At 66.9% G+C, this 24,253-nt stretch carries 24 protein-coding genes and 1 tRNA gene; 15 read left to right on the top strand and 10 right to left on the bottom strand.

From position 1 onward, the window contains the following. Positions 1 to 95: 95 nt before the first annotated feature. Both FIV34_RS21460 and FIV34_RS03035 read right to left on the bottom strand, forming a co-directional pair. Positions 96 to 329, bottom strand: a complete 234-nt coding sequence (locus tag FIV34_RS21460) for a helix-turn-helix domain-containing protein (RefSeq protein ID WP_425462915.1) — start codon at positions 327 to 329, stop codon at positions 96 to 98. A gap of 304 nt (positions 330 to 633) precedes the next feature. Next, positions 634 to 707: transfer RNA gene (locus FIV34_RS03035), tRNA-Gly, on the bottom strand. A 136-nt stretch (positions 708 to 843) separates the two neighbouring features. Between FIV34_RS03035 and FIV34_RS03030 the strand changes: the two genes are divergently transcribed. From FIV34_RS03030 to FIV34_RS03005, 6 genes are all read left to right on the top strand, one after another. Further along, a complete protein-coding gene (locus FIV34_RS03030; protein ID WP_139979551.1) occupies positions 844 to 1,533 on the top strand; it encodes a hypothetical protein in 690 nt (229 codons plus the stop codon). Positions 1,534 to 1,559: 26 nt separating this feature from the next. Continuing rightward, positions 1,560 to 1,760, top strand: coding sequence for a sulfur carrier protein ThiS (gene thiS / locus FIV34_RS21095; protein ID WP_139979549.1), 201 nt, complete (start codon positions 1,560 to 1,562; stop codon positions 1,758 to 1,760). Positions 1,761 to 1,787: 27 nt separating this feature from the next. Continuing rightward, complete coding sequence (locus tag FIV34_RS03020; protein WP_139979547.1) at positions 1,788 to 2,588, top strand: thiazole synthase; 801 nt, start codon at positions 1,788 to 1,790, stop codon at positions 2,586 to 2,588. Positions 2,589 to 2,590: 2 nt separating this feature from the next. Then, positions 2,591 to 3,298 (top strand): tRNA (guanosine(46)-N7)-methyltransferase TrmB, encoded by a 708-nt coding sequence (gene trmB / locus FIV34_RS03015; RefSeq protein WP_139979545.1) that lies wholly within the window; start codon positions 2,591 to 2,593, stop codon positions 3,296 to 3,298. Positions 3,299 to 3,371: 73 nt separating this feature from the next. Next, the gene (gene poxB / locus FIV34_RS03010; RefSeq protein WP_211352760.1) at positions 3,372 to 5,084 is read left to right on the top strand and encodes a ubiquinone-dependent pyruvate dehydrogenase; all 1,713 of its coding nucleotides are present in this window, start codon (positions 3,372 to 3,374) and stop codon (positions 5,082 to 5,084) included. Positions 5,085 to 5,237: 153 nt separating this feature from the next. After that, the gene (locus FIV34_RS03005; protein ID WP_139985633.1) at positions 5,238 to 7,055 is read left to right on the top strand and encodes an SLC13 family permease; all 1,818 of its coding nucleotides are present in this window, start codon (positions 5,238 to 5,240) and stop codon (positions 7,053 to 7,055) included. A 24-nt stretch (positions 7,056 to 7,079) separates the two neighbouring features. On the opposite strand, the gene FIV34_RS03000 is transcribed toward FIV34_RS03005, so the two are convergent. Continuing rightward, positions 7,080 to 7,421, bottom strand: a complete 342-nt coding sequence (locus tag FIV34_RS03000; protein ID WP_139979541.1) for a Rieske (2Fe-2S) protein — start codon at positions 7,419 to 7,421, stop codon at positions 7,080 to 7,082. 80 nt (positions 7,422 to 7,501) lie between these two features. Between FIV34_RS03000 and FIV34_RS02995 the strand changes: the two genes are divergently transcribed. From FIV34_RS02995 to FIV34_RS02980, 4 genes are all read left to right on the top strand, one after another. Next, positions 7,502 to 7,792, top strand: coding sequence for a hypothetical protein (locus tag FIV34_RS02995; RefSeq protein WP_139979539.1), 291 nt, complete (start codon positions 7,502 to 7,504; stop codon positions 7,790 to 7,792). 69 nt (positions 7,793 to 7,861) lie between these two features. Further along, positions 7,862 to 8,740: a methylated-DNA--[protein]-cysteine S-methyltransferase gene (locus tag FIV34_RS02990; protein ID WP_246058734.1), complete on the top strand. Its 879-nt coding sequence runs from the start codon at positions 7,862 to 7,864 to the stop codon at positions 8,738 to 8,740. A gap of 72 nt (positions 8,741 to 8,812) precedes the next feature. After that, on the top strand, positions 8,813 to 9,721 hold the full coding sequence (yedA, locus tag FIV34_RS02985) for a drug/metabolite exporter YedA (protein WP_139979537.1): 909 nt from the start codon (positions 8,813 to 8,815) through the stop codon (positions 9,719 to 9,721). A 121-nt stretch (positions 9,722 to 9,842) separates the two neighbouring features. Beyond that, a complete protein-coding gene (locus FIV34_RS02980; protein WP_139979535.1) occupies positions 9,843 to 10,079 on the top strand; it encodes a hypothetical protein in 237 nt (78 codons plus the stop codon). A 5-nt stretch (positions 10,080 to 10,084) separates the two neighbouring features. Here FIV34_RS02980 and FIV34_RS02975 read toward each other — a convergent pair whose 3' ends face one another. Genes FIV34_RS02975 through FIV34_RS02960 form a run of 4 tightly spaced genes read right to left on the bottom strand, consistent with a single transcriptional unit; the run spans position 10,085 to position 14,548 of the window. After that, positions 10,085 to 11,407: an ABC transporter permease gene (locus FIV34_RS02975; RefSeq protein ID WP_211352698.1), complete on the bottom strand. Its 1,323-nt coding sequence runs from the start codon at positions 11,405 to 11,407 to the stop codon at positions 10,085 to 10,087. A gap of 9 nt (positions 11,408 to 11,416) precedes the next feature. Beyond that, positions 11,417 to 12,583, bottom strand: coding sequence for an ABC transporter permease (locus tag FIV34_RS02970; RefSeq protein ID WP_139979532.1), 1,167 nt, complete (start codon positions 12,581 to 12,583; stop codon positions 11,417 to 11,419). 11 nt (positions 12,584 to 12,594) lie between these two features. Next, the gene (locus FIV34_RS02965; protein ID WP_139979530.1) at positions 12,595 to 13,281 is read right to left on the bottom strand and encodes an ABC transporter ATP-binding protein; all 687 of its coding nucleotides are present in this window, start codon (positions 13,279 to 13,281) and stop codon (positions 12,595 to 12,597) included. A 19-nt stretch (positions 13,282 to 13,300) separates the two neighbouring features. Next, on the bottom strand, positions 13,301 to 14,548 hold the full coding sequence (locus FIV34_RS02960) for an efflux RND transporter periplasmic adaptor subunit (protein WP_139979528.1): 1,248 nt from the start codon (positions 14,546 to 14,548) through the stop codon (positions 13,301 to 13,303). Between the two features lie 117 nt (positions 14,549 to 14,665). On the opposite strand from FIV34_RS02960, the gene FIV34_RS02955 reads away from it, so the two are divergent. Further along, a complete protein-coding gene (locus FIV34_RS02955; RefSeq protein WP_139979526.1) occupies positions 14,666 to 15,364 on the top strand; it encodes a fumarylacetoacetate hydrolase family protein in 699 nt (232 codons plus the stop codon). Positions 15,365 to 15,434: 70 nt separating this feature from the next. After that, positions 15,435 to 15,842: a large-conductance mechanosensitive channel protein MscL gene (gene mscL, locus FIV34_RS02950; RefSeq protein ID WP_139979524.1), complete on the top strand. Its 408-nt coding sequence runs from the start codon at positions 15,435 to 15,437 to the stop codon at positions 15,840 to 15,842. 149 nt (positions 15,843 to 15,991) lie between these two features. Here the strand turns inward: mscL and FIV34_RS02945 are convergent, their stop codons facing one another. The 3 genes from FIV34_RS02945 to FIV34_RS02935 all read right to left on the bottom strand — a co-directional run bounded on the left by FIV34_RS02945 (position 15,992) and on the right by FIV34_RS02935 (position 20,483). Continuing rightward, positions 15,992 to 19,000 (bottom strand): TonB-dependent receptor domain-containing protein, encoded by a 3,009-nt coding sequence (locus FIV34_RS02945; protein ID WP_342777378.1) that lies wholly within the window; start codon positions 18,998 to 19,000, stop codon positions 15,992 to 15,994. Between the two features lie 132 nt (positions 19,001 to 19,132). Beyond that, positions 19,133 to 20,143, bottom strand: a complete 1,011-nt coding sequence (locus FIV34_RS02940) for a helix-turn-helix domain-containing protein (protein WP_170207498.1) — start codon at positions 20,141 to 20,143, stop codon at positions 19,133 to 19,135. A gap of 16 nt (positions 20,144 to 20,159) precedes the next feature. Next, the gene (locus tag FIV34_RS02935; protein WP_139979520.1) at positions 20,160 to 20,483 is read right to left on the bottom strand and encodes a hypothetical protein; all 324 of its coding nucleotides are present in this window, start codon (positions 20,481 to 20,483) and stop codon (positions 20,160 to 20,162) included. Between the two features lie 149 nt (positions 20,484 to 20,632). Here FIV34_RS02935 and FIV34_RS02930 point away from each other — a divergent pair, with 149 nt between their 5' ends. From FIV34_RS02930 to FIV34_RS02920, 3 genes are all read left to right on the top strand, one after another. Further along, positions 20,633 to 21,346 (top strand): response regulator, encoded by a 714-nt coding sequence (locus tag FIV34_RS02930; RefSeq protein ID WP_139979518.1) that lies wholly within the window; start codon positions 20,633 to 20,635, stop codon positions 21,344 to 21,346. Then, positions 21,343 to 22,716 (top strand): ATP-binding protein, encoded by a 1,374-nt coding sequence (locus FIV34_RS21455; protein WP_139979516.1) that lies wholly within the window; start codon positions 21,343 to 21,345, stop codon positions 22,714 to 22,716. Before FIV34_RS02930 ends, FIV34_RS21455 begins: the two co-directional genes overlap by 4 nt. 68 nt (positions 22,717 to 22,784) lie before the next feature. After that, positions 22,785 to 24,227: a M20/M25/M40 family metallo-hydrolase gene (locus FIV34_RS02920; RefSeq protein ID WP_139979514.1), complete on the top strand. Its 1,443-nt coding sequence runs from the start codon at positions 22,785 to 22,787 to the stop codon at positions 24,225 to 24,227. Positions 24,228 to 24,253: the final 26 nt, after the last annotated feature.

The raw sequence follows: 24,253 nt of genomic DNA, 5'->3' as shown, positions 1-24,253 counted from the left end.
TCCGCACCTGGCACAGAAAAGCGTTCGGCCGCCGTCATGAAGTTGGATGCCTCAGATCCATACTTCGACCACGTCGATGTGCTTCGGTGTTGGCATCACCGAGAGCCCCGTGATCGTTGGCGACGCCTGCTGGCGAGCATGGCCATGGGGCTGACCTGACTTTTCGTTGTAAGCAGATCAAGGACGTCTGTCGCATCGAGTGCCTTCACTACGCTTAAGAACGTCGACAGGGACGATCCCTCCCCGGCTTCGAGTGCGCGGACGGCACGCGGCGACACACCCGCCTTGTCGGCAATCGTCGTCTGCTTGAGGCCTTTGCTTAAGCGCATCTGCCTGAGCGCGCTCCCGATGCGATCGGAAAGCTCTTCAACTGTGCTGTAAGTCGTCAAGTTCATAGGAGCAGGTTTCCGCCCTCAAGAGGGCTATGTCGCCTTAAGAGGTAATTATCTGCCTCTTGACGCCGAATGTAGAGCTAAAAGGCTGATTTCAGCCCCTCAATACGCACAAGGAACTGCCGCTCCCAGGACGCTGCTCGGAACAATGGCGCTGACGGGACTAATGCAGGAGGGGATGAGATCGGTCCTTGCTGGACTCGAAGGTCGCGGCCGGCGGCGCGACGGGATGGCACGAACCTGGAGCGGGTGAAGGGAATCGAACCCTCGTCAGTAGCTTGGGAAGCTACAGCTCTACCATTGAGCTACACCCGCATCGACGGCGAATGTTAATACGTCCGGCCCCCAGGGGGCAAAGGTGGCGGCTGGCTGAACAGGCCGGATTCGCCCCACGCGGGGTGTCGGGGGCCGGCGCATAATCGGGGCGGGGAATTCTTACGAGGCCGCCGCCATGCGCTTTGCCACGCTATCCATCGCCATCCTGCTTGTCCTGGGCGCCGGCTCGGCGCTGGCGCAGTCGCGCACGGTCTCGACGGCCAACATGCCCAAGCCCGGGGTGAGCTACATCTCAGGCCCGGGGGCCCCGGAGCGGCGGGAGACGGTGAGCACGGGCACCCTGCCGACGCCGGCCCGCCTCTACGTGGGCGGCCAGGTCGTCACGGGGAGCTATTCGTCCAGCCAGTCGGGCGGCAGCTATGGCGATGGCGGCTACGCGGACAACAGCTATTACGGCGGCGGCTACTACACCGGCGGCTACCCGGGCGGTGGCCGCCCCGGCAATGGTCATGACCACGGCCATAACGGGGGCCATGACGGCGACCACGACCACGGCCGCCCGGACCGACCCAACCCCGGCAATACCGTCACCGTCGGCGGCAGCTCGAATAACACGAACCGGGACAACACCCGCTTCGGCGTCGCCCCGGTGAAAACCAACGACGGCCGCCACGACCACGGTGGCTACGGGAATGGCTACGGTAACGGCTACGGACCCCGCCCCAGCATCAACGAGCCCCCGCCGCGCCCCTACCTCCCTGCGCCAGGCCAGAACAACAGCTCCAACGGCCGCTCGGTCGGCTCCGGCCCGGGGCCGATCATCGCCCCCGGCGCCAGCACGCCCACGCGTGGCCGTGGGCTCTAGGCGGCGCCTGCGGCTACAATCGGTGGATGCACATCACCCTTAACGGCGAAGCGCGCGACTGCGCGCCCGGTAGCTCGATTTCGTCACTGCTCGAGGCGGCTGGCTATGCCGGCAAGCGCGTGGCCGTGGAAGTGAACCTCGACATCGTGCCGCGTAGCGCCCACGCCACCCACCTGCTCGCCGAGGGCGACAAGGTGGAAATCGTCCACGCCATCGGCGGCGGCTGACGCCCCGCCCACCGACGGAAGACCCGCATGAACCTTTTTTCCCCCGCCGGCGACGACCTGCTGACCGTGGCCGGGCGCACGTTTCACTCGCGCCTTTTGACCGGCACCGGCAAGTACAAGGACTTCGACGAGACCCGCCGCGCCACCGAGGCCGCCGGCGCGCAGATCGTCACCCTGGCCATCCGCCGCGTGAACATCGGCCAGGACGCCAGCCAGCCCAACCTGCTGGATGCCCTGCCGCCGGATCGCTTCACCCTGCTGCCGAACACCGCGGGCTGCTACACCGCCGACGACACCGTGCGCACCTGCCGCCTGGCGCGTGAACTGCTGGACGGCCACAACCTGGTGAAGCTGGAAGTGCTCGGCGACGAGCGCACGCTTTACCCCGACGTGGTGCAGACCCTGGTCGCTGCCGAGAAGCTCGTGGCCGATGGCTTCGACGTCATGGTCTACACCTCCGACGATCCGATCCTGGCCCGCCGCCTCGAGGAGATCGGCTGCGCCGCGATCATGCCGCTGGCCGCGCCGATCGGTTCGGGCCTGGGCATCCAGAACCGCTACAACCTGCTCGAGATCGTCGAGAACGCGAAGGTGCCGGTCATCGTCGATGCCGGCGTCGGCACGGCGTCCGATGCGGCCATTGCGATGGAGCTGGGCTGCGACGGCGTGCTGATGAACACCGCCATCGCCGGCGCGAAAGACCCGGTGCTGATGGCCCATGCCATGAAGCTGGCGGTGGAAGCCGGCCGTGCGGCCTTCCGCGCGGGCCGCATCCCGCGCAAGCGCTTTGCCTCGGCATCGAGCCCCGTGGACGGACTGGTAGGTTGAGCATGGAACACGACGACACCCCGGGCGAGACCCCGTACCTGCGCCGCATCCGCAGCTTCGTGCTGCGCGAGGGCCGCATGACGATGGCCCAGCAGCGCGCGTTCGATGACCACTGGGCGCGTTTTGGCCTGGACTACACCGCCACGCCGCGCGACCTGCCCGCCACGTTTGGCCGCGAAGCGCCGCGCGTGCTGGAAATCGGCTTCGGCAACGGCGAGGCCCTGGCCTGGGCCTCCGAGCACGACCTGGCCCGCGATTACATCGGCGTGGAAGTGCACAGCCCCGGCGTGGGCCGCCTCATGAACGCGCTGGCCGCGCGCGACGCCACCAACGTGCGCCTGTACAAGCACGATGCGGTGGAAGTGCTCGAGAACGAGATCGCTCCCGGCAGCCTCTCCGAAGTGCGCATCTGGTTCCCGGACCCGTGGCACAAGAAGAAGCACAACAAGCGCCGTCTCGTGCAGCCGGCCTTCGCGGCGCTGCTCGCCTCGCGCATGGCGCCGGGTGGCCTGCTCCACCTGGCCACCGACTGGGAAGCCTACGCCGAGCACATGCGCGAAGTGATGGAAGCCGCGCCCGGCTGGCGTAATCGCGTGGGCCCGGGTGCCGTCGCCGAGCGGCCGGAATGGCGCATCGAAACTCATTTCGAACGCCGCGGCATGCGTCTTGGCCATGGCGTCTGGGATTTCCTCTACGAATGGCACGGTTAGACAAGCCGTAGATCCTGAAACGGGCATAGTCAGGGTTCGTGCATCCACGGAGCCCCGCATGTCCATCTCGACACTGGCCGACCTTTTCGCCGAAACGCTCGAACAAGCCGGCGTCCGCCGCATTTATGGCCTGGTAGGCGATAGCCTCAACGCCATCACGGACTCCCTGCGCGAGCGCCAGCGCATCGAATGGGTGCATGTGCGCCACGAAGAGGTGGCCGCGTTCGCGGCGGGTGGCGAAGCCCAGCTCACCGGTGAGCTGGCGGTGTGCGCCGGCAGCTGCGGCCCCGGCAACCTGCACCTGATCAACGGCCTGTTTGATTGCCATCGCACGCGCACGCCGGTGCTGGCCATCGCCGCGCATATCCCCAGCCCGGAAATCGGCAGCGGCTACTTCCAGGAAACCCATCCCACGGAGCTGTTCCGCGAGTGCAGCGTGTACTGCGAAATGGTCTCGGATCCGGCGCAGATGCCCCACGTGCTCGATTCGGCCATTCGTGCCGCGGTGGGCCAGCGGGGCGTGGCCGTGGTGGTGATCCCGGGCGATGTCGCCATGCGCAAGTCGCCGGTGAAGAAGCCGACCCCCAGGGCGGGCCTGCTACCGCCGGCCCCGAAGGTGATCCCCGCCGAGCGCGAACTCGACGAACTGGCCGCCCTGCTCAACGCGGGCAAGCGCGTCACCCTGCTCTGCGGCCGCGGCACCGCCGGCGCGCATGCCGAGCTGATCGCACTGGCCGACGCTCTGAAGTCGCCGATCGTGCATGCGCTCGGCGGCAAGGAGTTCGTCGAGTACGACAACCCGTTCGACGTCGGCATGACCGGCCTGATCGGCTTCAGCTCCGGCTACCACGCCATGGAAGACTGCGACACGCTGCTGATGCTCGGCACCGATTTCCCCTATCGCCAGTTCTACCCGGAGGACGCGCGGATCGCCCAGGTGGATATCCGCCCCGCCAACATCGGCCGGCGCTGCCAGGTGGACCTGGGCGTGGTGGGTGACGTGGGCGAGACCCTTCGTGCCCTGCTGCCCCGGATCGAGCCCAAGCGCCTGCGCGGCCACCTCGACCGCTGCCTCGAACACTACGCCCGCGCCCGCAAGGACCTCGACGAGCTCTCCGAGATCCGCGGCGACCTGATCCATCCGCAGCAGGTGACCCGGCTGGTCAGCGAGCTGGCCGAGGACGATGCCGTGTTCACCTGCGACGTGGGCACGCCGACCATCTGGGCGGCCCGCTACCTGCAGATGAACGGCAAGCGCCGCCTGCTCGGGTCCTTCGTGCACGGCTCCATGGCCAATGCCATGCCGCAGGCCATCGGTGCGCAGTCCGCCTTCCCCGCGCGACAGGTGATCTCGCTCTCGGGCGATGGCGGCTTCACCATGCTGATGGGCGACGTGATCACCCTGGCCCAGCAGAAGCTGCCGGTGAAGGTCATCGTGCTCAACAACGGCACGCTGGGCTTCGTCGAGCTGGAAATGAAGGCCGCGGGCCTGATCGAGACCGGCGTGGAGCTGAAGAACCCGGACTTCGCCGCCATGGCCAACGCCATCGGCATCCATGGCCGCCGGGTAACCCGCGCCTCGGACCTGCCCTCGGCCATCGCTGAGGTGCTCTCCCACGATGGGCCCGCCCTGCTGGACGTGGTGAGCAACCGGCTGGAGCTCTCCATGCCGCCGAAGATCACCGCCGAACAGGTGAAGGGTTTCAGCCTGTATGCGCTGAAGGCGGTGATGAGTGGCCGCGGTGACAGCATCCTCGACCTGGCCGTCTCCAACCTGAGCCGCTGATCCACACCGAGGGGTGCGCTTCTTCAGCCGGGAGCCACCCCCAGCGCGTATACTTCTGCGCCATCGACAGCAGCCTGGCGAGACGATGCCACCGCATGCCCCCATCGACCGGAACGGGACTGCCGGCTAGTGGCTCTAACACTCACGCCTGAAATGATCCTCGTGCTGGGCCTGGTGGGCTTCACCATGCTCATGCTCGTGCTGGAGTGGATCCGCGCCGACATGGTGGCGCTGCTGGTGGTGGTCACCATCGGCCTCACCGGGCTGATCCCCGGCGAGCAGGTGTTCAACGGCTTTGCCGGTAACGCCGTCATCGCGATCATCGCCATCATGATCATGGGCGCCGGCCTGGACCGCGCCGGCGTACTCAACCTCACCGCCTCCTTCGTGATGCGCATGGCGCGCGGCATGGAATCGCGCCTGGGCGTGGTGGTGAACAGCGTCACCAGCCTGTTCAGCGCCGTGATCCCCAGCCAGGCCCTTGCGGCGCTGATGATCCCGGTGACCTCGCGCCTCTCCGCGCGCACCGGCGTGCCGATGTCGCGGCTGCTGCTGCCCATGGCCTTCTGCATCCTGACGGCCACCAACACCACGCTGATCGCCAACTCGCCGCTGATCGTCCTTAACGACCTGATCGCCAGCGCCAACAGCAACCTGCCCCCGGGCGCCCACACCATCCCGAAGTTCGGCCTGTTCAGCGTCACCCCGGTGGGCCTGATCCTGGCGCTGCTCGGCATCGCGTTCTTCTGGCTGTTCTCGAAGAAGCTGCTGCCCGAGCGCGAAGACGAGCGGCTGAAGGTGACCCCCGGCCGTACCGAGAGCTACTTCGCCGACACCTATGGCATCGCCGGTGAAATCGCCGAGCTGACCGTCACGGCGGAAAGCCCGCTGGTGGGCATGAGTATCGGTGAAGTGGAACAGCTGCACGGCGCGCCGCTGATCCTGGCCATCAAGAACGGCAACGAAAGCCGCGTGGCCCCGCCGTCGGACCAGATGATCTGGGTGGGCACCGTGCTTGGCGTGCTGGCTCCGAAGGACGCGATCAACGCCTTCGCCAACAACCAGCTGTGCCGCGTGTCCATGCGCATGCGCCAGCTCGGCGAGCAGTTCAACACCACGCGGGCGGGTATTTCCGAGGCCGTGGTGCCGCCAAGCTCGCGCTTCATCAAGCAGACCGTGGGCGACCTGCGCCTGCGCAAGCGCTTCGGCATTTCGGTGCTGGCCGTGAATCGTGGCGACGAGGTGTTTCGCGAGGACGTCCGCGGCGTGACCCTGCGCGCCGGTGACACGCTGGTGCTGCACAGCAAGTGGCGCGACCTGATGCTGGCCGAGGAAGACCGCGACATCGTCGTGGTGACCGACATCCCCAAGGAAGAACAGCGCCCCGGCAAGATCTGGCAGGCCGTCGGTTTCTTCGTGCTGGCCAAGTGCCTGGCCCTGTTCACCCACCTGGACCTGTCGGTGGCGATGATGACCGGCGCGGTGGGCATGCTGCTCACCGGCGTGCTGAACATGGACGAGGCCTATAAGGCCATTAACTGGAAGACGATCTTCGTCACCGCCTGCCTGATTCCGCTGGGCTGGTCCATGGACTCCACCGGCACGGCCAGCTGGATCGCCCAGGAAGTGCTGGCGGTGCTCGGCCACGCACCGCAGTGGACGCTGCAGCTCTCCATCGCCGTGCTCACCCTGCTGTTCTCGCAGGTGATGTCCAACGTGGGCGCCACGGTGATGATGGTGCCCATCGCCATCAGCGTGGCGGTGACCACCGGCGGCAACCCGTCGGCCTATGCGCTGATCGTGGCCGTCTCGTCGTCGAATACCTTCCTGCTCTCGTCAGGCCACCCGGCGCTGATGATGGTGGCGGGCCCGGGCGGCTACCGCGCCGCGGACTTCCTCCGCGTGGGCATCCCGCTGACGATCCTGATGCTGGTGGTGACCCTGGTGGCTATTAACCTGATGTACCGCTGAGCCCGACCGACAACCCGAAAAATCTCAGGCGAGGTGGACCGTGCCGTCGGTGACGGTGACCGGCACCGCCCGGAGGCGGTCGCCCTTGCACGGGCCGGTCTGGCAGTTGCCATCGCCCGCGGTGAAGGTCGCGCCGTGGGCCGCGCAGATGATCAGCCCGTTGCGGACGAGGAACTTCCCCGGGGCGTAGTCCAGCCGCCGGCCCGCATGGGGGCAGACGTTATAGAACGCGCTGACGGCGTCGCCCTGGCGGTACACCAACAGGGACTCGGGCTCGCCGCCGACATAGGCTTCTACCTCGATGGCGTTGCCATCGGGAATGTCGTCGAGCTGGCACAGGGGGGTGGTGTCGGCGCTAGTGGTCATGGCACTTGTCTATGGGGTGGGGATGCCCCAAGGTAAAGAGGCTCGCATGCATGTCATTGTGCCATACGGATTTTTAACCAATGCGCTTCGTCTTTCCGCCCCTTCGCCGCTCGCGTAACCCAGTGGCCCGCGCCCTGTCCCTCGTGGCCGGCCTGGCCGTGCTTGGCGTGCTGCTCGTGTTTGGTGTGGTGGTGATTGGCGTGCTGATCGCCGGCGGTGTCGTGTTCCTTGCCGTGCGCCAGTGGCAGCTCGCCGCCGCCCGTCGCAACGGCACCGTCTCGCCGCAGCCGGCCGCGGCCCGCCCCAAGGATCCCGACGTGCTCGAGGGCGAGTTCGTGGTGATCCAGCAGGGCCGCCCCGTCCACCACTAAGCAGCGCAAGGTCCGGATAGCCGGGCCACGGCGGCCTCCGTACGCTGGTCTCCTATGAAGGAGGCCACCATGAACCGTCCCGCCCTCGCCATGACCACCCCGACCGACGATGCCCTGGAACGCGTACGCCTTGCCCTGGAAAAGGACGAGGCCCCCGCGGACCTGGCCAGCCTGGCCGCCATTGCCGGCCTGAGCCCCACCCACCTGCAACGCGCCTTCCGCCGCCGCTTTGGCGTCAGCCCCGCGGAATACGCCCGTGAGCGCCGTTTTGGCCAGCTCCGCGAGGCCCTGCGCAAGGGTGCGGCGGTGACGGATGCTGTCTACGACGCCGGTTTCGGCTCCGGCAGCCGCGTTTACGAAGAAAGCGACCGCCGGCTGGGCATGACCCCTGCCAGCTATCGCGCCGGCGGTGCCGGTGCCTCCATCCGCTACACCACCACCGCCACCCCGCTGGGGCAGCTGCTCGTGGCCACGACGTCGCGGGGTATCTGCTCCGTCACCCTGGGCGCCGATGACGCCGAACTCGAAGCCCGGCTGGCCGGGGAGTTCCCGCTCGCCGAGCGCGAGCGCGTGGATGCCGGCCGCGAGGAATGGCTGGACGCCGTGATCGACCGTGTCGCACACGACCTCGGCTGGAGCGATCGCGATGCGCCGGCGATGCCACCGTTCGACGTAGCGGCCACGGCCTTCCAGTGGCGCGTGTGGGATGCCCTGATCCGCATTCCCCGCGGCGAGACGCTGAGCTACGGCGAGCTGGCCGCCAAGCTCGGCGTACCGAAGGCGGCGCGCGCGATCGGCCGTGCCTGCGGCAGCAACAAGCTGGCCCTGCTGGTGCCGTGCCATCGGATCATCCGCGAAGACGGCAGCCTTGGCGGCTGGCGGTGGGGCCTGGAGATCAAGCGCCAGCTGCTGGCGACCGAGCGCGGGATGAGCGCCGCTCAAGGCTGACCCGCGACGATTTCGCTACCGCCTTTCACACACTGGCGATATCGTTCCGCTTTACCCTGGCTCGCCCTCCCCATGCCCGACGCTTCGCCCTCTTCCACGCCCACCGCCGCCGTTACCGACGCGCGGTGGATGGTGCCGCTGTCGCTGTTCGCGCTGTATGTCATCTGGGGCTCGACCTACCTGGGCATCCGCTATGCGCTGGTGAGCTATCCGCCGTTCCTGCTGGCGGCGCTGCGCTTCGCCATCGCCGGCGTCCTGCTGTTTGCCGTGCTGCGCGTCCGCGGCGCCACCCTGCCCACCGCACGCCAGTGGCGCAACGCGGCCATCGTCGGCACCTTGCTGCTGGCCGGTGGCAATGGCCTGGTCTGCTTCGCCGAGCAGTCGGTGAGTTCGGGCATCGCCGCCGTGGCGGTGGCCAGCATGCCGCTGTTCGCGGCGGTATTTGGTGGCCTCTACGGCGAGTGGCCTTCGCGCGGCGAGACCGCCGGGCTGGTGCTCGGCTTCATCGGCGTCATCGTGCTGAACCTGGGTGCGGGCCTGTCCGGTTCGCCGCTCGGGGCGATCGCCCTGATCGTCGCCGCGTCGTGCTGGGCCTTTGGCTCGGTGTGGTCCAAGCGCCAGGACATGCCCAAGGGCCCGATGAACACCGCCGCGCAGATGCTCTGCGCCAGCGTCGCGCTCGGCATCATCGCGCTGCTGCATGGCGAGCGTTTCCCGGCGCATCCTGAAACATCGGCCACGGCCGCCCTGGCCTACCTCGTGGTGTTCGGCTCGCTGATCGCCTTCAGCGCGTACCTCTATGTGCTGAAGACCGTGCGGCCCGCGCTGGCCACCAGCTATGCCTACGTGAACCCGCCGGTGGCGGTGCTGTTTGGCGTGGCGCTGGCCGGTGAGCACGTCGGGCCGTTTGACCTGGCCGGCATGGCGATCATCCTGGTCGGCGTGGGCATCATCACCATGATGCGGGGACGCAAGGCCTGATCCCTGGCCCGATGTGACCTCGCTCACATTTTGAGGTCAGGCCCGCTTTTTTCAGAATTTTCCAATGTTCGCGGCCGGGGGCCGCACCCTAGGCTTTCCAGCCGTCATCGCTGGAGAGCCCATGGACGGCCGTCCCCACGTCCCCCGTTCGCAACGCCTTCGCCTCTGTGCCGCACGCCTCGTCACCCTGCTTTGCATCGGCACCGCCGCGCTGGCGTCTTGCCAGCCCTTCCGCGCCGACAACACGGCGGTGATGGCGCCGTCCACCGACTTCGCCGACTACGACGCCTGCGTGGATCGCGGCGGGCGCTGGCTTATCCACGCCCACCGCTGCAAAGAACCGCCAGCACCACCCTGATCGGCTCAGAGCTCGCGCAATGCCGTGGTCACCGGCACCGTCGCCGCACGCAGGGCCGGGAACAGCCCGCCGATGAAGCCGATGGCGAGCGCCCATTTCAGGCCCGTCCACAGCAGCGCCGGCCCCACCTGGAACTGGAACACCACCTGGCTGAAGTTCGCCCCAAGGGTGGACGCCGTGTAGTTGTGGAAGATCAGCCAGACGATGCCTGCACCGAGGATGCCGCCGAGCAAGGCCAGCAACATGGTCTCCAGCAGCACCGACACCACCACCGGCACGCCACGGAAACCAATGGCGCGCAGCGTGGCGATTTCACGGGCGCGCGCCTGGATCGCGGCGAACATGGTGTTCAACGCGCCGAACACGGCACCGATCGCCATGATGATGCCGACGGTGATGCCGACGATGCGCAGGGTCTTGGTCAGTGCTTCGGACTGTTTGCCGAAGTACGCCTCGGTGGTGCTCACATCCACCTTCAGGCGAGGGTCCGCGGCGAGGCTGGCCTTGAACTGGTCGTACGCCCTGGGCGAATCCAGCAACACCGTCACCGACTGCACGCTGCTGCCGCGGCGGTACGCCGAGGCGACGCTCTGCGTGTCGCCCCACAGTTCGGACTCCAGCGCATCGTGCGAGGCAAACACGCCCACCACCGTCCAGGTCTGCCCGGCCAGGCGGATGCTCTTGCCGACGTCGAGCCCTTCGAACTGGCCCTTCGCGCCCTTGCCGACGATGACTTCGCGCAGGCCAGGCTTGAAGGCGCGGCCTTCGATGATCTTCACGTTATCGCGCAGCGCCCACACATCGTTGCTGACGCCACGGATGGGCACGTTGGAATCGCTGTTCGGGTCGCCCTTGCGCGGCAGGTTGGCCACCACCACCAGTTCGCCCGAGGCAATCGGCCGCCCCTCGGCGCCCTTCTTCACACCCGGCGCCTGCATCACCACGTTGGCGCTGTCGCGGTCGAGGATGGAGTTGAGCTCGGCCTGTGAACCGCCGCGCAGGACGATGGCGGTGTGATCGTTGCCGGAGGCACGCAGGGTTTCCGCGAAGCCTTCGCTCATGGCGAGCATCGCCACCAGCACGCCGACGACGCCCGCGATGCCGACCACGACGACGGACGAGGAGCCCAGCCGTTGCGTCACCGTGGACAAGCCCACGCGCGTCACCTGCCAGGTCTGCCGGCCACGCCGCGTCACGGTCATCCACACCGCCAGCAGCACGGCGAGTACGACGATGCCTTGCCACGGCAGGGCGGACCATGCCACCAGGAAGGCGATGATGATGGCAAGCAACAACACGCCGCGCAGGAACTTCTTCAAAGTCTTCATGGCAGTTCCTTAGCGCCCGGCGAGGGCATCGACGATGTTCAGGCGCATGGCGCGGATGGCGGGCAGCGCACCGACGATGGCGCCGATCACCAGCATGAGCACAAGCCCGAGGATCCACGTTTGCGAGCCGACCGGCGGCAGGTTCAGCATGCCGCCACTGCCCTTGGCCACGATGGGCACGATGATCCCGGCAAGGCCCAGCCCCAGCGCCCCGCCGATGAGCAGCAGGAGAACGCTTTCAGCCAGCACCATGTACAGCACGCTATGGCTGGAGAAACCGATCGTCTTCAGCACAGCCAGTTCGCTGGTGCGCTCACGCACGGCCTGCGCCATGGTGTTGCCCGTGAGCAGGATGAGGGTGAAGAACACGGCGCCCATGATCGCGCTGACGATGAGGCCGATATCACCAATCTGCTTGGCGAACGAGGCGTTGAAGGCCTGTTCGGTCTGCGTCTTGGTTTCGTGGTCGGAATTGGCCGAGAGGGCATCCACCGCCTTCGCCACGCGCTCGGCATCGGCGGGGGAATTCAGCCGCACGAAGTACCAGCCCACCGTGGTGCCGATGCTCTGGAACGCATTGGCATCTTCGAAATATTTATGGTGGAAGAAGAACTGCTGGTCGGTGCCATTTGCGGCACCCGGCGCCGCGGTATAGATACCGACGATGTCGAAGGGCCAGGTCTTGTCGCCATTGCGCTGCGGGAAGATCGTCGACTGCAGCGGGATCTTGTCGCCGACTTTCCAGCCAAAGCGCTTGGCCAGCGCTTCACCGACGATGGCGCCGGTGCGGGTGTTTTCATACACCTTGCGCTGGTCGGCCGGCAGCTGGATCTCGTGGTAGATATCCATGTAGTTGTCGCTGACGGCGAAGCTCAGGACGAAGTTCTTCGGGTCCTGGTAGATACCGCCGAACCAGTTGGAGTAACCGACATCCTTCACCCCGGGAATCGCCTTCATCTGCGCCTGAAGGCTGACCGGCAACGACTGGATGATGGAGTAGCGCGAGGTGGTGATCAGGCGGTCCACGCCGATGACGCTGCCGCCGGAATCGAAGGCCGAGCGCGTGGCATCGAGCATGCCGAACAGCAGGAAGGCGGCGAGGATGGATATCAGCGTGAAGAAGGTGCGCGCCTTCCGGCGGAACAACGCGGCCCATATCAGATGAAAGTATTTCATCGCGCCGCCCCTTACGCCGTGGCCTGCTCGACGAGGGTGCCCTTGTCGAGATGCAGGGTGTGGTTGGCGTAGTCGGCCGCCTTCGGGTCATGCGTCACCATGACGATGGTCTTGCCGTGCTCGCGGTTGAGTTCACGCAGCAGGCCCAGGATGTCTTCGGCCGACTGGCGGTCGAGATCGCCGGTGGGCTCATCGCAGACCAGCAGCGTGGGGTCGGAGACGATGGCGCGGGCGATGGCCACGCGCTGCTGCTGGCCGCCCGAGAGTTCGGCCGGCTTGTGCGTGGCGCGGTCCGACAATCCCACCAGCTGCAGGGCGATGGATGCGTTCTGCTTGCGCTGCGCCGACGAGAGTTTCGTGAGCAGCAGCGGCAGTTCGACGTTGCGCTGCGCGGTCAGCATCGGCATGAGGTTGTAGAACTGGAACACGAAGCCGACGTGCGCGGCGCGCCAGCGCGCCAGTGCACCAGCGCCGAGCGTATCGATGCGCTCACCGGCCACCGTGATGCTGCCGCCGGTGGGCGTATCCAGTCCGCCGATGAGGTTCAGCAGCGTGGTCTTGCCCGAACCCGACGGTCCCATCAACGCGAGGAAGTCGCCTTCTTCGATTTTCAGGTCCACGCCGTGCAACACCTCGACCTTCTGCCGGCCGCGCTCGTAAACCTTGGACAGATCCTGGATGTCGATCAGGGTAGCCATGCGATATCTCCTAAGGCGGTCAGGGCTTGGACGGCGCGACGCGGACGGCGGTGCCATCGGCGACGGTGTCGGGGGGTGAGGTAATGACGGTGTCGCCGGCGGTGAGGCCGGCCGTCACCAGGCGCAGGTCGTTGTTGGCCGCTTTGGCCGCGGTGATGTCGTGGCGGTGGGCCTTCTCGTCGGCCACCACGAACGCCACCTCGTGGCCGTCGCGCGAAACGATGGCATTGGCCGGCACCATGACGCCCTTCGGCACCTCGGCATGGCCCTCGGCGCGATGCTCGAGGAAGGACACGCGCACGCCCATGTCCGGGACGATGCGTCCGTCCTTGCTTTCCAGGGCGACGCGCACTTTCACCGTCGCCTTGCCGCGATCCGCGGCGGGAACGATCGCGATGACGTGGGCAGGAATACGCCAGTCCGGGTACGCGTCGAGCACGGCCTCGGCCGCCATCGCCGGTTGCACGCGGCCGATATAGGCCTCGTTGACGTCCACGTCGATTTCCAGCGAATCCATGTCGACGATGGTGCCCACGCCGGTACGCGTGAAGCCGCCACCCGCGGAGAGCGGCGAAACGATCTCGCCCACCTGCGCGGCCTTGTCGGTGATCACGCCATCGAACGGCGCGCGCACCACGGTGTAATCGAGGTTGACCTGGGCGACGCCCACCTGCGAATCCGCAGCCTGGGCCTGCCGGCGTGCCGTGTTGAGCTGGGCGCGGTAGGTATTGGCCTGGGTGCGGGTCTGTTCGGCGATCTGCTTGGAGACCAGGCCGCGGCCGACCAGCGCCTCCTGGCGGGTGGCATCGCGCAGGGCCTGGTCGAGCTGGGCTTCGTTCTGCGCCACGCTGGCATGGGCCGCGGCGGCGCTGGCCTGGGCGGACTGCAGGCCGGCGCGCAGCGCGCTGTCTTCCAGCCGCGCCAGCACCTGGCCCTTGGCCACGCGGTCACCTTCCTCGATGAGCACTTCGGTGAGCGCGCCGGTGATCTGCGCGGAGACGGTGGCCTGGCGGCGGGCGGTGATGTAGCCGGTGGCCTGGAGCACCGCGCCGGCCTCGCTGGCGGACGCCGGGGCCACGGCGGTGGCGGTCTGCACTTCCACCGGGCGATGGCCCAGGAAGACCCAGGCACCGACGCCGATGGCGAGCAGCAGGACGACCACGCCGGCAATGGCGGCAATGCGCCCCCACGGGGGCCCGCCCCCGGGGGCTTCCTTGTGCGCCTTGTCGATCTTCAGCTGCCGGAGCAGCTCCGTGTTCGAATTCATGTCCCCTCGCATCCCCCTGGCGGTCTACGTACAAGATCATGCGAACCTGGCGGACCGTGCGCCATTCGACGGCATCAGTCATCTGCCGTGACAGGTGTCACCTGCTAGGCTTGGCCCATGCCTACCGAACCCCTCACCGTCATCCCCGCGCCGGCCCTGCCGAGCGTCCCCGTCGCCGGCCAGCCTGGCCGTTTCCCTGTCCGCCGGATCTTCTGCATCGGCCGGAACTACGCCGATCATGCCAAGGAAATGGGCGCCAGCGTAGACAAGGCGAACCCCATGTTTTTCACCAAGCCGGCCGACGCCATCGTCACCGACGGCGCGGACGTGCCCTACCCCTCCGCCACCAGCGACCTGCACCACGAAGTGGAAATGGTCGTGGCCCTGGGCGCCGGTGGCAGCCACCTTTCCGTGGAACAGGCCCGCGCACTGGTCTGGGGCTACGGCGTCGGCCTGGACCTTACCCGCCGCGACCTGCAGGCGCAGGCCAAGGCCAAGGGCGCGCCCTGGGACGTGGCCAAGGGCTTTGACCATTCGGCGCCGATCTCCGCACTGGTCCCGGCGTCCGAGGTCACACCGACGGCATCGACCCGCATCACGCTGGAAGTGAACGGCCAGGTGCGCCAGCAGGCCACCCTGGGCGACATGGTGCTCGACGTGGGCGAGATCCTCGCCGCGCTGTCCACCCTGTTCGAGCTCAAGGCCGGCGACCTCGTGTACACCGGCACGCCCGCCGGTGTATCAGCGTTGCAACGCGGCGATACGTTCAAGGCCACGCTCGAAGGCATCGCCGAGTTTGGTGGACGCATTTCGTGAATTCGCGCGATCCTTACATGGGGATCGCTAGTTTCAGCTGTTCGACACGACGCAACGAGGAGAGTTACCGATGAGCTTCGGCGAAGAATTCAAGAAATTCGCACTACGCGGCAATGTCGTCGACCTGGCGGTCGGTGTCGTGATCGGCGCGGCGTTCGGCAAGATCGTCACATCGCTGGTCGACAACATCATCATGCCGCCCATCGGCATGCTGATCGGCGGCATCGATTTCTCGCAGTGGAAATGGGTGCTGAAACCCGGTGACGCGGCGACGAAGACGGCTGAAGTGGCCATCCAGTACGGCATCTTCATCAACGTGCTGATCCAGTTCGTGATCATCGCGCTGGCGATCTTCATCGTGGTCAAGGCCATCAACAAGCTGACCCGCCACCAGGACGCCCCCGCCGCCACGCCGGCCGACGTCGTCCTGCTCCAGGAAATCCGCGACCTGCTCAAGCAGCAGAACCGCACGCCGTAAGGGCATAGCTTCCAGGCAAAAAAAAGGGCCGCCGATGGGGAAACAACTCGGCGGCCTATCTGGGGAGACGGGCGCCCGGGAGATGAGCCTCACGGCTCGGGCGCCTTATTGTTGGTATGTGAATGCGTTGCTAAGCGTTATCCGCGGGATCAGAAGTCGTACGTGATACCGAAGCGGACGTAACGCGGCGTGCTGTAGTACGTGACGCGACCGTAGTTGGTGTTCGGCGCGGTCGTGGTGCCGTAGTTGACGTAGTCGGCCGTGGCCTTCGATTCGTTCAGTACGTTGTAGACCATCACATTGAACGCAAGTTTCTGGTCAGCCCACATCGGACGGTATTCGGCCGACAGCGAGACGATGTGCTGCCACGGCTGGCGTCCCGCGGCACCCGGAGGCGACGGCAGGCCACCGCAGTAGTGGTAGTAGCTGCCATAACCGATCGGGTTGGTCTGGTCCGCACCGTAGTAGCCCAGGCAGGTCTTCGGCGTGCCCGACATCAGCAGGATGTTGCCCGAGAGCATCCACTCCGGCGCGACCTGCCATGAACCGTAGGCCTTCAGCTGGTGCTTGCGGTCGTTCGAGAGCAGGCCGTTGGAATATTCCATGAGCTTGCCGTAGTCCCAGTCCACCGTCGCGGAGACGTCGGTCTGGCCGATATCCGAACGGACCTGGCCTTCGGTATTGCCGTAGCTCTTCGAGTACAGGTAGTCGATCTTGCCGGTCCACGTGCCGTCGAACGGATGCTCGAGGTAGGTCTCCAGGGCGTAGTAGCTACGCTTGGCCTGCGGCATGCCGAAGTCCGCTGCGGACATGTCGACGCTGACGTAGCCGCCGTTGCCGTCCGGAATGCGGTACGTGTTGGAACGGCCCGGGTTGGACAGGTAGCAGCCGTTCATGTCGGCTTCGGAGACGTCGTAGCCGAGCGATGCCGCCTTGGCCTGGATCGAGTCGAGGTCGCAGATGTCGTCGAGGATGTTACGCAGCTTGCGCACCTGGCCCTTCATGCCCCACACCCAGTCGCTGTTGATCTGCTGGTCGAAGCCGAGCTGGTATTCGTCCTGGTACTCGGACTTGATGCCGCTGGAAGCCACCGTCTTCGGGTCCGGCGACTGGCCGTACTCGTTGTTGGCCGACACGCCACCGCCCGTGGCCGAGGCCAGCTGGGTGAGACCCGTCGGGTAGCCGTTCGAATCGATACCGGTGTAGGTGTAGTAGGTGTTGGTGTACAGCGAACCGGCTGCCGCGCGCAGCGCCACCGAAGCGGGCATGGCGAGGTAGTAACGGCCGGCGTTGGCGTAAATCTTCAGCGACGAATCGCCGTTCACGTCCCACGCGGCACCGAGGCGCGGAGCCCACTGCGGCTTGGTCATACGCAGGAAGGCGTCGCCGTTCGGGTTGTAGTTGGTGAACTGGTCGTTGCGCAGGCCCACCTTCACCAGCCAGCGGTCGTTCACCTGCCAGCTGTCTTCCAGGTACTGGGCGCGCTGCTTCACGCGCACCGACGCGGCGGTGCTGTACAGGTACTTCGACACGTAATAACCCGTCTCGCCACCGGCGCCGGTGTTTGGTGCCGCCACGAACGGTGCGTCGCTGATCGCGACGTCCGGCGTGCCGAAGCCGTATTCCCAGGCCACCGCGTTCTCACCGTCATCGACGTCGTGCGAATCGAGGTTGTCGATACCGCCGGTGATGGTGTGGTCACCCACCTTCCAGGAGAGGTCCAGGCGTAGGTTGCGCGTGGTGGCCTCGTGGTCCGGATTGGCGATGGTCAGGGCCGACTGCGCGTTGTTGATCTGCGCGCCACCGGTGACGGCCGGGTTCTGCAGTTCCGGATCGAGGATGTACGTGAGCGACGGGTCGTAGCCCGGGGTCTCGCTGTAGTACGTCATCTTCTGCTTGCCGTACATGGCAGTCAGCGTCAGGTCGTCGGTGATGTAGCTGGTGTACTTGGCGATATAGACGCGGGCGTCGTTCTTGGTCGACGTATCCTGGCTGTTGAGCGAACCCGTCTGGCCGGTGTCGTAATCGTAGTTGTAGAAGTTGCCCTTGTACTGGGTCTTGCTGCTGGCGCCGGTCAGTTCAACGATGTTGGTGTCGTTGATGTTCCAGTCGATCTTCGCGTACCACTTCGGATCGTGGTACTCGTACTGGTTGTTGTACGAGGTGGACACGGCGGTGACCGAGTTGGAATCCTGCTTCTCCTGCTCAACGGCAGCGAAGAAGAACAGCTTGTCCTTGATCAGCGGGCCGCCGACGTACGCGCTTTCGGTCGCCGTCCAGCTGTTGTTCTGCGAGTAGCGACGGTAGATGTTGCCCGCCTGGGTACCGCTGACGTAGTACGAGTTCGGGCTGGTGCCGCGGGCGAACGCCGGCTCCCACAGCAGCTGCGCACCGAAGTGCCACTCGTTGGTGCCGCGCTTGCCGCTCTGGCTGATGACGCCGCCGTCGGAACGGCCATACGCTGCGCCGTAGCCGCCGCTCAGGATTTCCTGCTGGTCGATCGCGCCGTACGGCAGGGTGATGCCGCCGAAGCCGCTGAGCGGATCGGTGGTGTTGAAGCCGTTGAGGTAGTACGCGTTCTCGGTGACCGACGAACCGCCGATGGAGACCAGCGAGTTGCTGTTGGTGGTACCGGTGAAGCCGCTGTAACCCGGGACGACGCCCGGCGCGAGCAAGGCGATCGCTTCGGCGCTGCGTGCGAGCGGCAGCTTCGCAAGCTGTTGCGCCGTGATCACGGTGCGCGAATCCACGGAGGAGACGTCGACCGGCGGAAGCGTGTTGGCCGAGACCGTCACCGAACCGAGGCTGGTGGCCTGGGCGGCGCTGGTGGCACCGGCAAACGATACTTCGGTACCCGAACCCACGCGGAGGTTCACGTCGTTGCGTGCATCGACGGCCTTGCCGCCCTGCATCAGGCTGACGGTGTACGTACCCAGCGGCAGCGAACCGATGGTGTAACGGCCGTCGGCACCGACCGTTACTTCACGATTGACACCCGTGGTGCTGCGGGCCACGACGGTCTCGCCATCGGCAACCGGCGCCTGGCCGAAGATGCTACCGGTGGTGGACTGGGCCAGCGCGGCGCCGGCTCCCAGGGCCAGGGCGAGCGCTAGACTGATCCGGCTGAGCCGGACCATGGGCGAAGAATGCTTGGACACTGCGGGACTCCCCAAAAAATGAAGTAGAAGGCCTTCTACCGACGCAACGCCTGGCGTGCGCCATCCCCACCGCACCGGGAGAAGGCTCGCGTGCGCCGCATCAAAGGCGGTCGCCGCAAAAGCAATGTAGTGTTAAATCCCTGTAGCGACGTGGGCCGAAACTCGGCCATCGCTCGGCATTTCCTTGGACGGATGGATGTCCATACGCGACGCCTGGCGCCATGCGCGCGGCGACACGCCATACGCTTCGCGAAAGCTTCTGCCGAAGTGCGTCATATCACCAAAACCCCACGCCTGCGCAATGTGCGCAATGCTGCGATATCGCAAGGACGCATCCGCAAGTTCTCGCCGGCAGCGCGCAAGACGTTCCGAACGCACCCAGCGCATCAGCGTCATCTCTTCGTCGGCAAACAACTCGAACAGATAGCTTGTGGAAAGGCCTACGCCCTTGCCGATCATCTCGGCGCAGAGGCCCGGATCATCCAGGTGCTCGCGGACGTAACGGCGCACCTGCTCCTTGTGATGCTGGCGAAGTTGCGAAGGCGGAGGCGCAAGATCTCCCATCGTGGAGGTCGCGGCCGCAAGCATGTGCGGTATCGCCTCCACGAGCTGGTCCGCCACGGCTTCGGTCATGTCGCTCGCGCTGTCGAACAGCTCGCGATACAGGCTGCGCAGGAAACCCACGGCAGCCATCCCGCCGTGCAGGCTGACGGCCGCGACCTGCTCCAGGCGAGGCACCGCGTCGCGCAACACGGACAGCGGCAGGTAGGTGGCCTGCATCAGCGCGCGACCGGTTTCCACCCGGAACGGCCGGGACAGGTCGATGAGGCAGAAGTCACCTGGCACCAGGGCGGTGCGCCGGCCGTGCTGTTCCACCCGGCTCTCGCCTTCCAGCTGCAGCGTGAGCAGGGCGGCGTGGCGGTGCTCGCGGGACAGGTGGTCGCTGCTGAACACGTGCGGCGTGTGGCTGAACGTGGCGAAGCGCAGGCGGTTGCCGGCGTAGCCGTCCAGCAACACGGCCTGGCCTTGCTGGCGGGCCGCTCCCTGGCCGAACTCATCCCAGAAGCGCTGCGCCGCGAACATGTGCCCGCGGGGGGCGATGTCGGGCTGCGCGATGCGCAGGGCGGTCTGCGGGTAGGGCACGGGTGTCTCCTCGCTATCAGGGGCCGAAGAACAGGTCGACGACGTCGTCATCGTCATCGTCGTCACCGGGGGGCTGGCCGTGCGGTGCCCCCGGCGGCGGGGGCGGGCCGTGCTCAGGCATGGAAAAACCCTTCGAAGCCATGCAGTCAGCCATCATCTCCTGCGGCACCGGGTCATCCGCCTCGCCGCCGTATTCCACCCAGCAATCGTCCAGGGCCGCTTCCACCTTCGGGTCGTGCGGCGGATGGCGCGGTGCGTCGCGGTCCTGCGCATACGCGGCAGCGGCCGCCGTCATGGCGAACGCGAGCAGCGTGGTGGTCCAGCGAGGGAAGACGAGCATCGGTCGAGGGCCTGCATGGCAGTGGTTTTGCCGCAGGCTACCGGCGCCAGGTCACTCGCCGTTGTCGCCATGTGTCCGATGTGTGTCGCCGCCGTGGCAGCCCGGACACGCGCCGGGGGCCGGTTTCTGCTATCAAACGCAGCATGGCCATGGACCTCAACGCCCTTATCCTGGTGGTCGACGACGACCCCGAACTCCGTAACCTGATTGCCGGCTTCCTGGGCGGGCATGGCTATCGCGTGCAGGTGGCCGAGAATTCGGCCCAGATGGACCTCGCCATCGCGCGCGAGCGCCCGGACCTGGTGGTGCTCGACGTGATGATGCCCGGGGAAGACGGCCTCTCCGCCGCCCGCCGGCTCGCCGCCGACAAGGGGCCGCCGGTGATCATCCTCAGTGCCCTGGGCGACGATACCGACCGGATCATCGGCCTGGAGGTGGGCGCGGACGACTACCTGGCCAAGCCGTGCAACCCGCGGGAACTGCTCGCGCGCGTGCGCGCCCTGTTGCGCCGGACCACCAGCGTCGATGCGGCCACCCCGGATGACAGCCGCCCGTACCTGTTTGCCGGCTGGCGCCTCGATGTCACCCGGCGCGACCTGCGCGACCCCACGGGCATCTTCATCAATCTCTCCGACGGGGAATTCGCCTTGCTGCGCGCCTTCGTCGACCACCCGCAACGCATTCTCACCCGCGACCAGCTGCTCGACCTCGTCCATGGCGGCCGCACCGAGGTGTACGACCGCGCCATCGATACGCAGATCAGCCGCCTGCGCCGCAAACTCAACGACCGCGCCGCGATGGAAATGATCCGCACCGTCCGCAACGAGGGATACATGCTTGTCCCCAAGGTGGCCCACGCATGATGCGCATTCCGCGGATGTCGATCTTCGCGCGCAGTTTCCTGATGATGTCGTGCGCGCTGCTGGTGGCCGAAGCCATCGGCTTCCTGGTGTTCAGCGTGAAGCCGCCCCGCCCGACGGCCAGCGCCGGCCTCTTCGATATCGTCGCCGCCCTGCGTCCGGACCTGCAGGCGTTCGGCCATCCGTTCGATGGCGGACGCGGCCCCGGTGAGATGGGCCCCCCGGGGGGCTTCGGGCCGCCGCACGGCACGGACATTGAAGTCGCCGTCGCCAGCGCGCCCCCGGTGGCCAGCGACGGTTACGACGAAGGCATGTCGTCGCATGTCGCCGAGCGCCTGGCTGGCATGCTCGCCACCGACCGCACCAACCTGCGTGTCTTCGCGACCACCGCCGGCTTCGGCCCGATCGCCGGGCCCATGCGCGCGACGATCGGCCCGGGTTCGGTCATCGCCCTGCGCCAGGACGACGGGACGTGGCGCGTGGCCTCGGTGCCACCGATGCCGTTTACCGACACGGTGAGCGCGCGCCTGCTGTGGATGCTCGGCCTCGGCCTGCTCGTGATGCTGCCGCTGGCCGGCCTGTTCGCCAGCGCGCTGTCGTCACCGATCCGCCGCTTCGCGGAAGCCGCGCATCGCCTGGGCGGCGACAGCGGCGCGCCACCGGTGCCGCGCGAGGGGCCGACGGAAATGCGCCAGGCCGTGGATGCGTTCAACGCCATGCAGGCGCGCATGAACCGGATGATGCAGGAGCGCACGCATATGATCGCGGCCATCGCGCATGACCTGCGCACGCCGCTCACACGCCTGTCGTTCCGCCTGGATGGCTTGCCGGCGCCCCTGGGCGAGAAGGTGGACGCTGACATCCAGGAAATGCGCACGATGATTGCCGCGGCGCTGGATTTCATCCGCGACCGCTCGTCGGGCGCGCATCGCCAGCCGCTGGATTTCCGCCTGCTGGTGGAAAGCGTGGCCGATGACCTGGTGGACGTGGGCCACGACGTGGCCCTGCAGGCCGGCCAGCCCATCACCGTGGATGGCGATCCGCTGGCCCTGCGCCGCGTCGTGATGAACCTGGTCGAGAACGGCCTGAAGTACGGCGACCGCGTGCGCATGCGCCTGCGTTTCCAGGGCGAGGCCTGCATCCTCGAGGTCGACGACGACGGCCCGGGCATCCCCGAGATGATGCAGCGCCAGGTGTTCGAGCCGTTCTTCCGCCTCGAGGCCTCGCGCAATCGCGATACCGGCGGGATCGGCCTGGGCCTGGCCAGCGTCCGCGCCATCGTCTCCGAACACGGCGGCCAGGTGGAGCTGCGCAACCGCCGCGAAGGTGGCCTGCGCGCCTCGGTGACCCTGCCCGCCCGCCTGCATGCATGACTTCCGACCTACGCGCCCACACCGGGTGCGGGGTCCATAATCGGGGTTTACGTCCCCGGGGGTCATCGATGCGTCCTGCTCTTCGTTTCCACGCGCTGGCCGCGTGCATTGCACTTGCCTGCTCCGCCCACGCGGCCGACAAGGCCACCACCATTCCGGCGAAGGCTGTTGCCGCGGCCACCGAGCTGCGCGACAAGGCCATGGCCGACAACACCGGCTACGAGTTCGTGTCCGCGCTGACCACCGAAGTGGGCCCGCGCCTGGCCGGCAGCGAGGCCGACAAGCGTGGCGTCGAGTGGACCGTGGCGAAGTTCAAGGCCATGGGCTTCGACAAGGTCTACACCGAGAAGGTGAGCTATCCGCTGTGGGAGCGCCACAGCGAACACGCCGCCATCGTCGCGCCGTTCCCGCAGCCGCTGGCGCTGACGGCGCTGGGCTACTCGGCCGGCACGCCGGCGGGCGGCCTCACCGCCGAGGTCGTGGCGTTCGACACGCTGGAAGCGTTCAAGGCCGCGGATCCGGCCACGGTGAAGGGCAAGATCGTCTACGTCAGCACGCACATGACGCAGCAGAAGGACGGCCACGACTACGGCATGGGCTCGGCCACGCGCACGCGCGGGCCGGTGCTCGCTGCCCAGATGGGCGCCGCCGCCTACCTGCTGCGCTCGGCGGGTACGGATCCGCACAGCCGCACGCCGCATACGGGCGTCACCGGTTTCACCGACCCGAAGGACGCCATCCCCGCGGCCGCCCTTTCGCTGCCCGATGCCGACCAGCTCGAGCGCGTGCTGAAGGAAGGCAAGCCGGTGACACTGAAGCTCGACCTCGACGTCGGCTTCAAGGGCACCTACGAAGGCATGAACGTGATCGGTGAAGTCACCGGCCGCAAGAAGCCGAAGGAAGTCGTCGCGATCGGCGGCCACCTGGATTCCTGGGACCTTGGCACCGGTGCCATCGATGACGGCGCGGGCGTCGCCATCGCAGCCGCCGCGGCAAAACTCATCAAGGACATGCCGCAGCGTCCGGACCGCACCATCCGCGTCATCGCGTTTGCCAATGAAGAGATGGGCCTGTGGGGCGGTCGCGCGTACGCCGAGGCGCACGCGAAGGACGTGTCGAACTTCCAGCTGGGCACCGAGTCGGACTTCGGCGCAGGCCGCATCTGGCGCATGACCGCTTCGGTGAAGCCCGAGGCACGCGGCGCCATCGAGCAGATCGCCAAGGTGATCGAACCGATCGGCGTGGCCTACGACCCGAACAAGCCCGGCGGCGGTGGTTCGGATCTCTCGCAGATGCACGCGAAGGGCATGGCGGCGCTGTCGCTGACCCAGGACGGCACCGACTACTTCGACTACCACCACAACGCCAACGACACGCTGGACAAGATCGATCCGAAGGCGCTGGCACAGAACGTGGCGGTGTATGCGGCCTTCGCGTACATGGCGGCACAGGCGGATGGCAACTTCGGCTCGGCCGCGGGCGCGTTCGCCAAAGACGGTGCGCACGACTAAGCCGGTCGGTTGCGGGAGCGCACGGT

Origin of the sequence: Luteibacter pinisoli, assembly GCF_006385595.1 — a bacterium.
GTDB lineage: Bacteria > Pseudomonadota > Gammaproteobacteria > Xanthomonadales > Rhodanobacteraceae > Luteibacter > Luteibacter pinisoli.
This window is presented reverse-complemented; position numbering and strand designations above follow the sequence as displayed.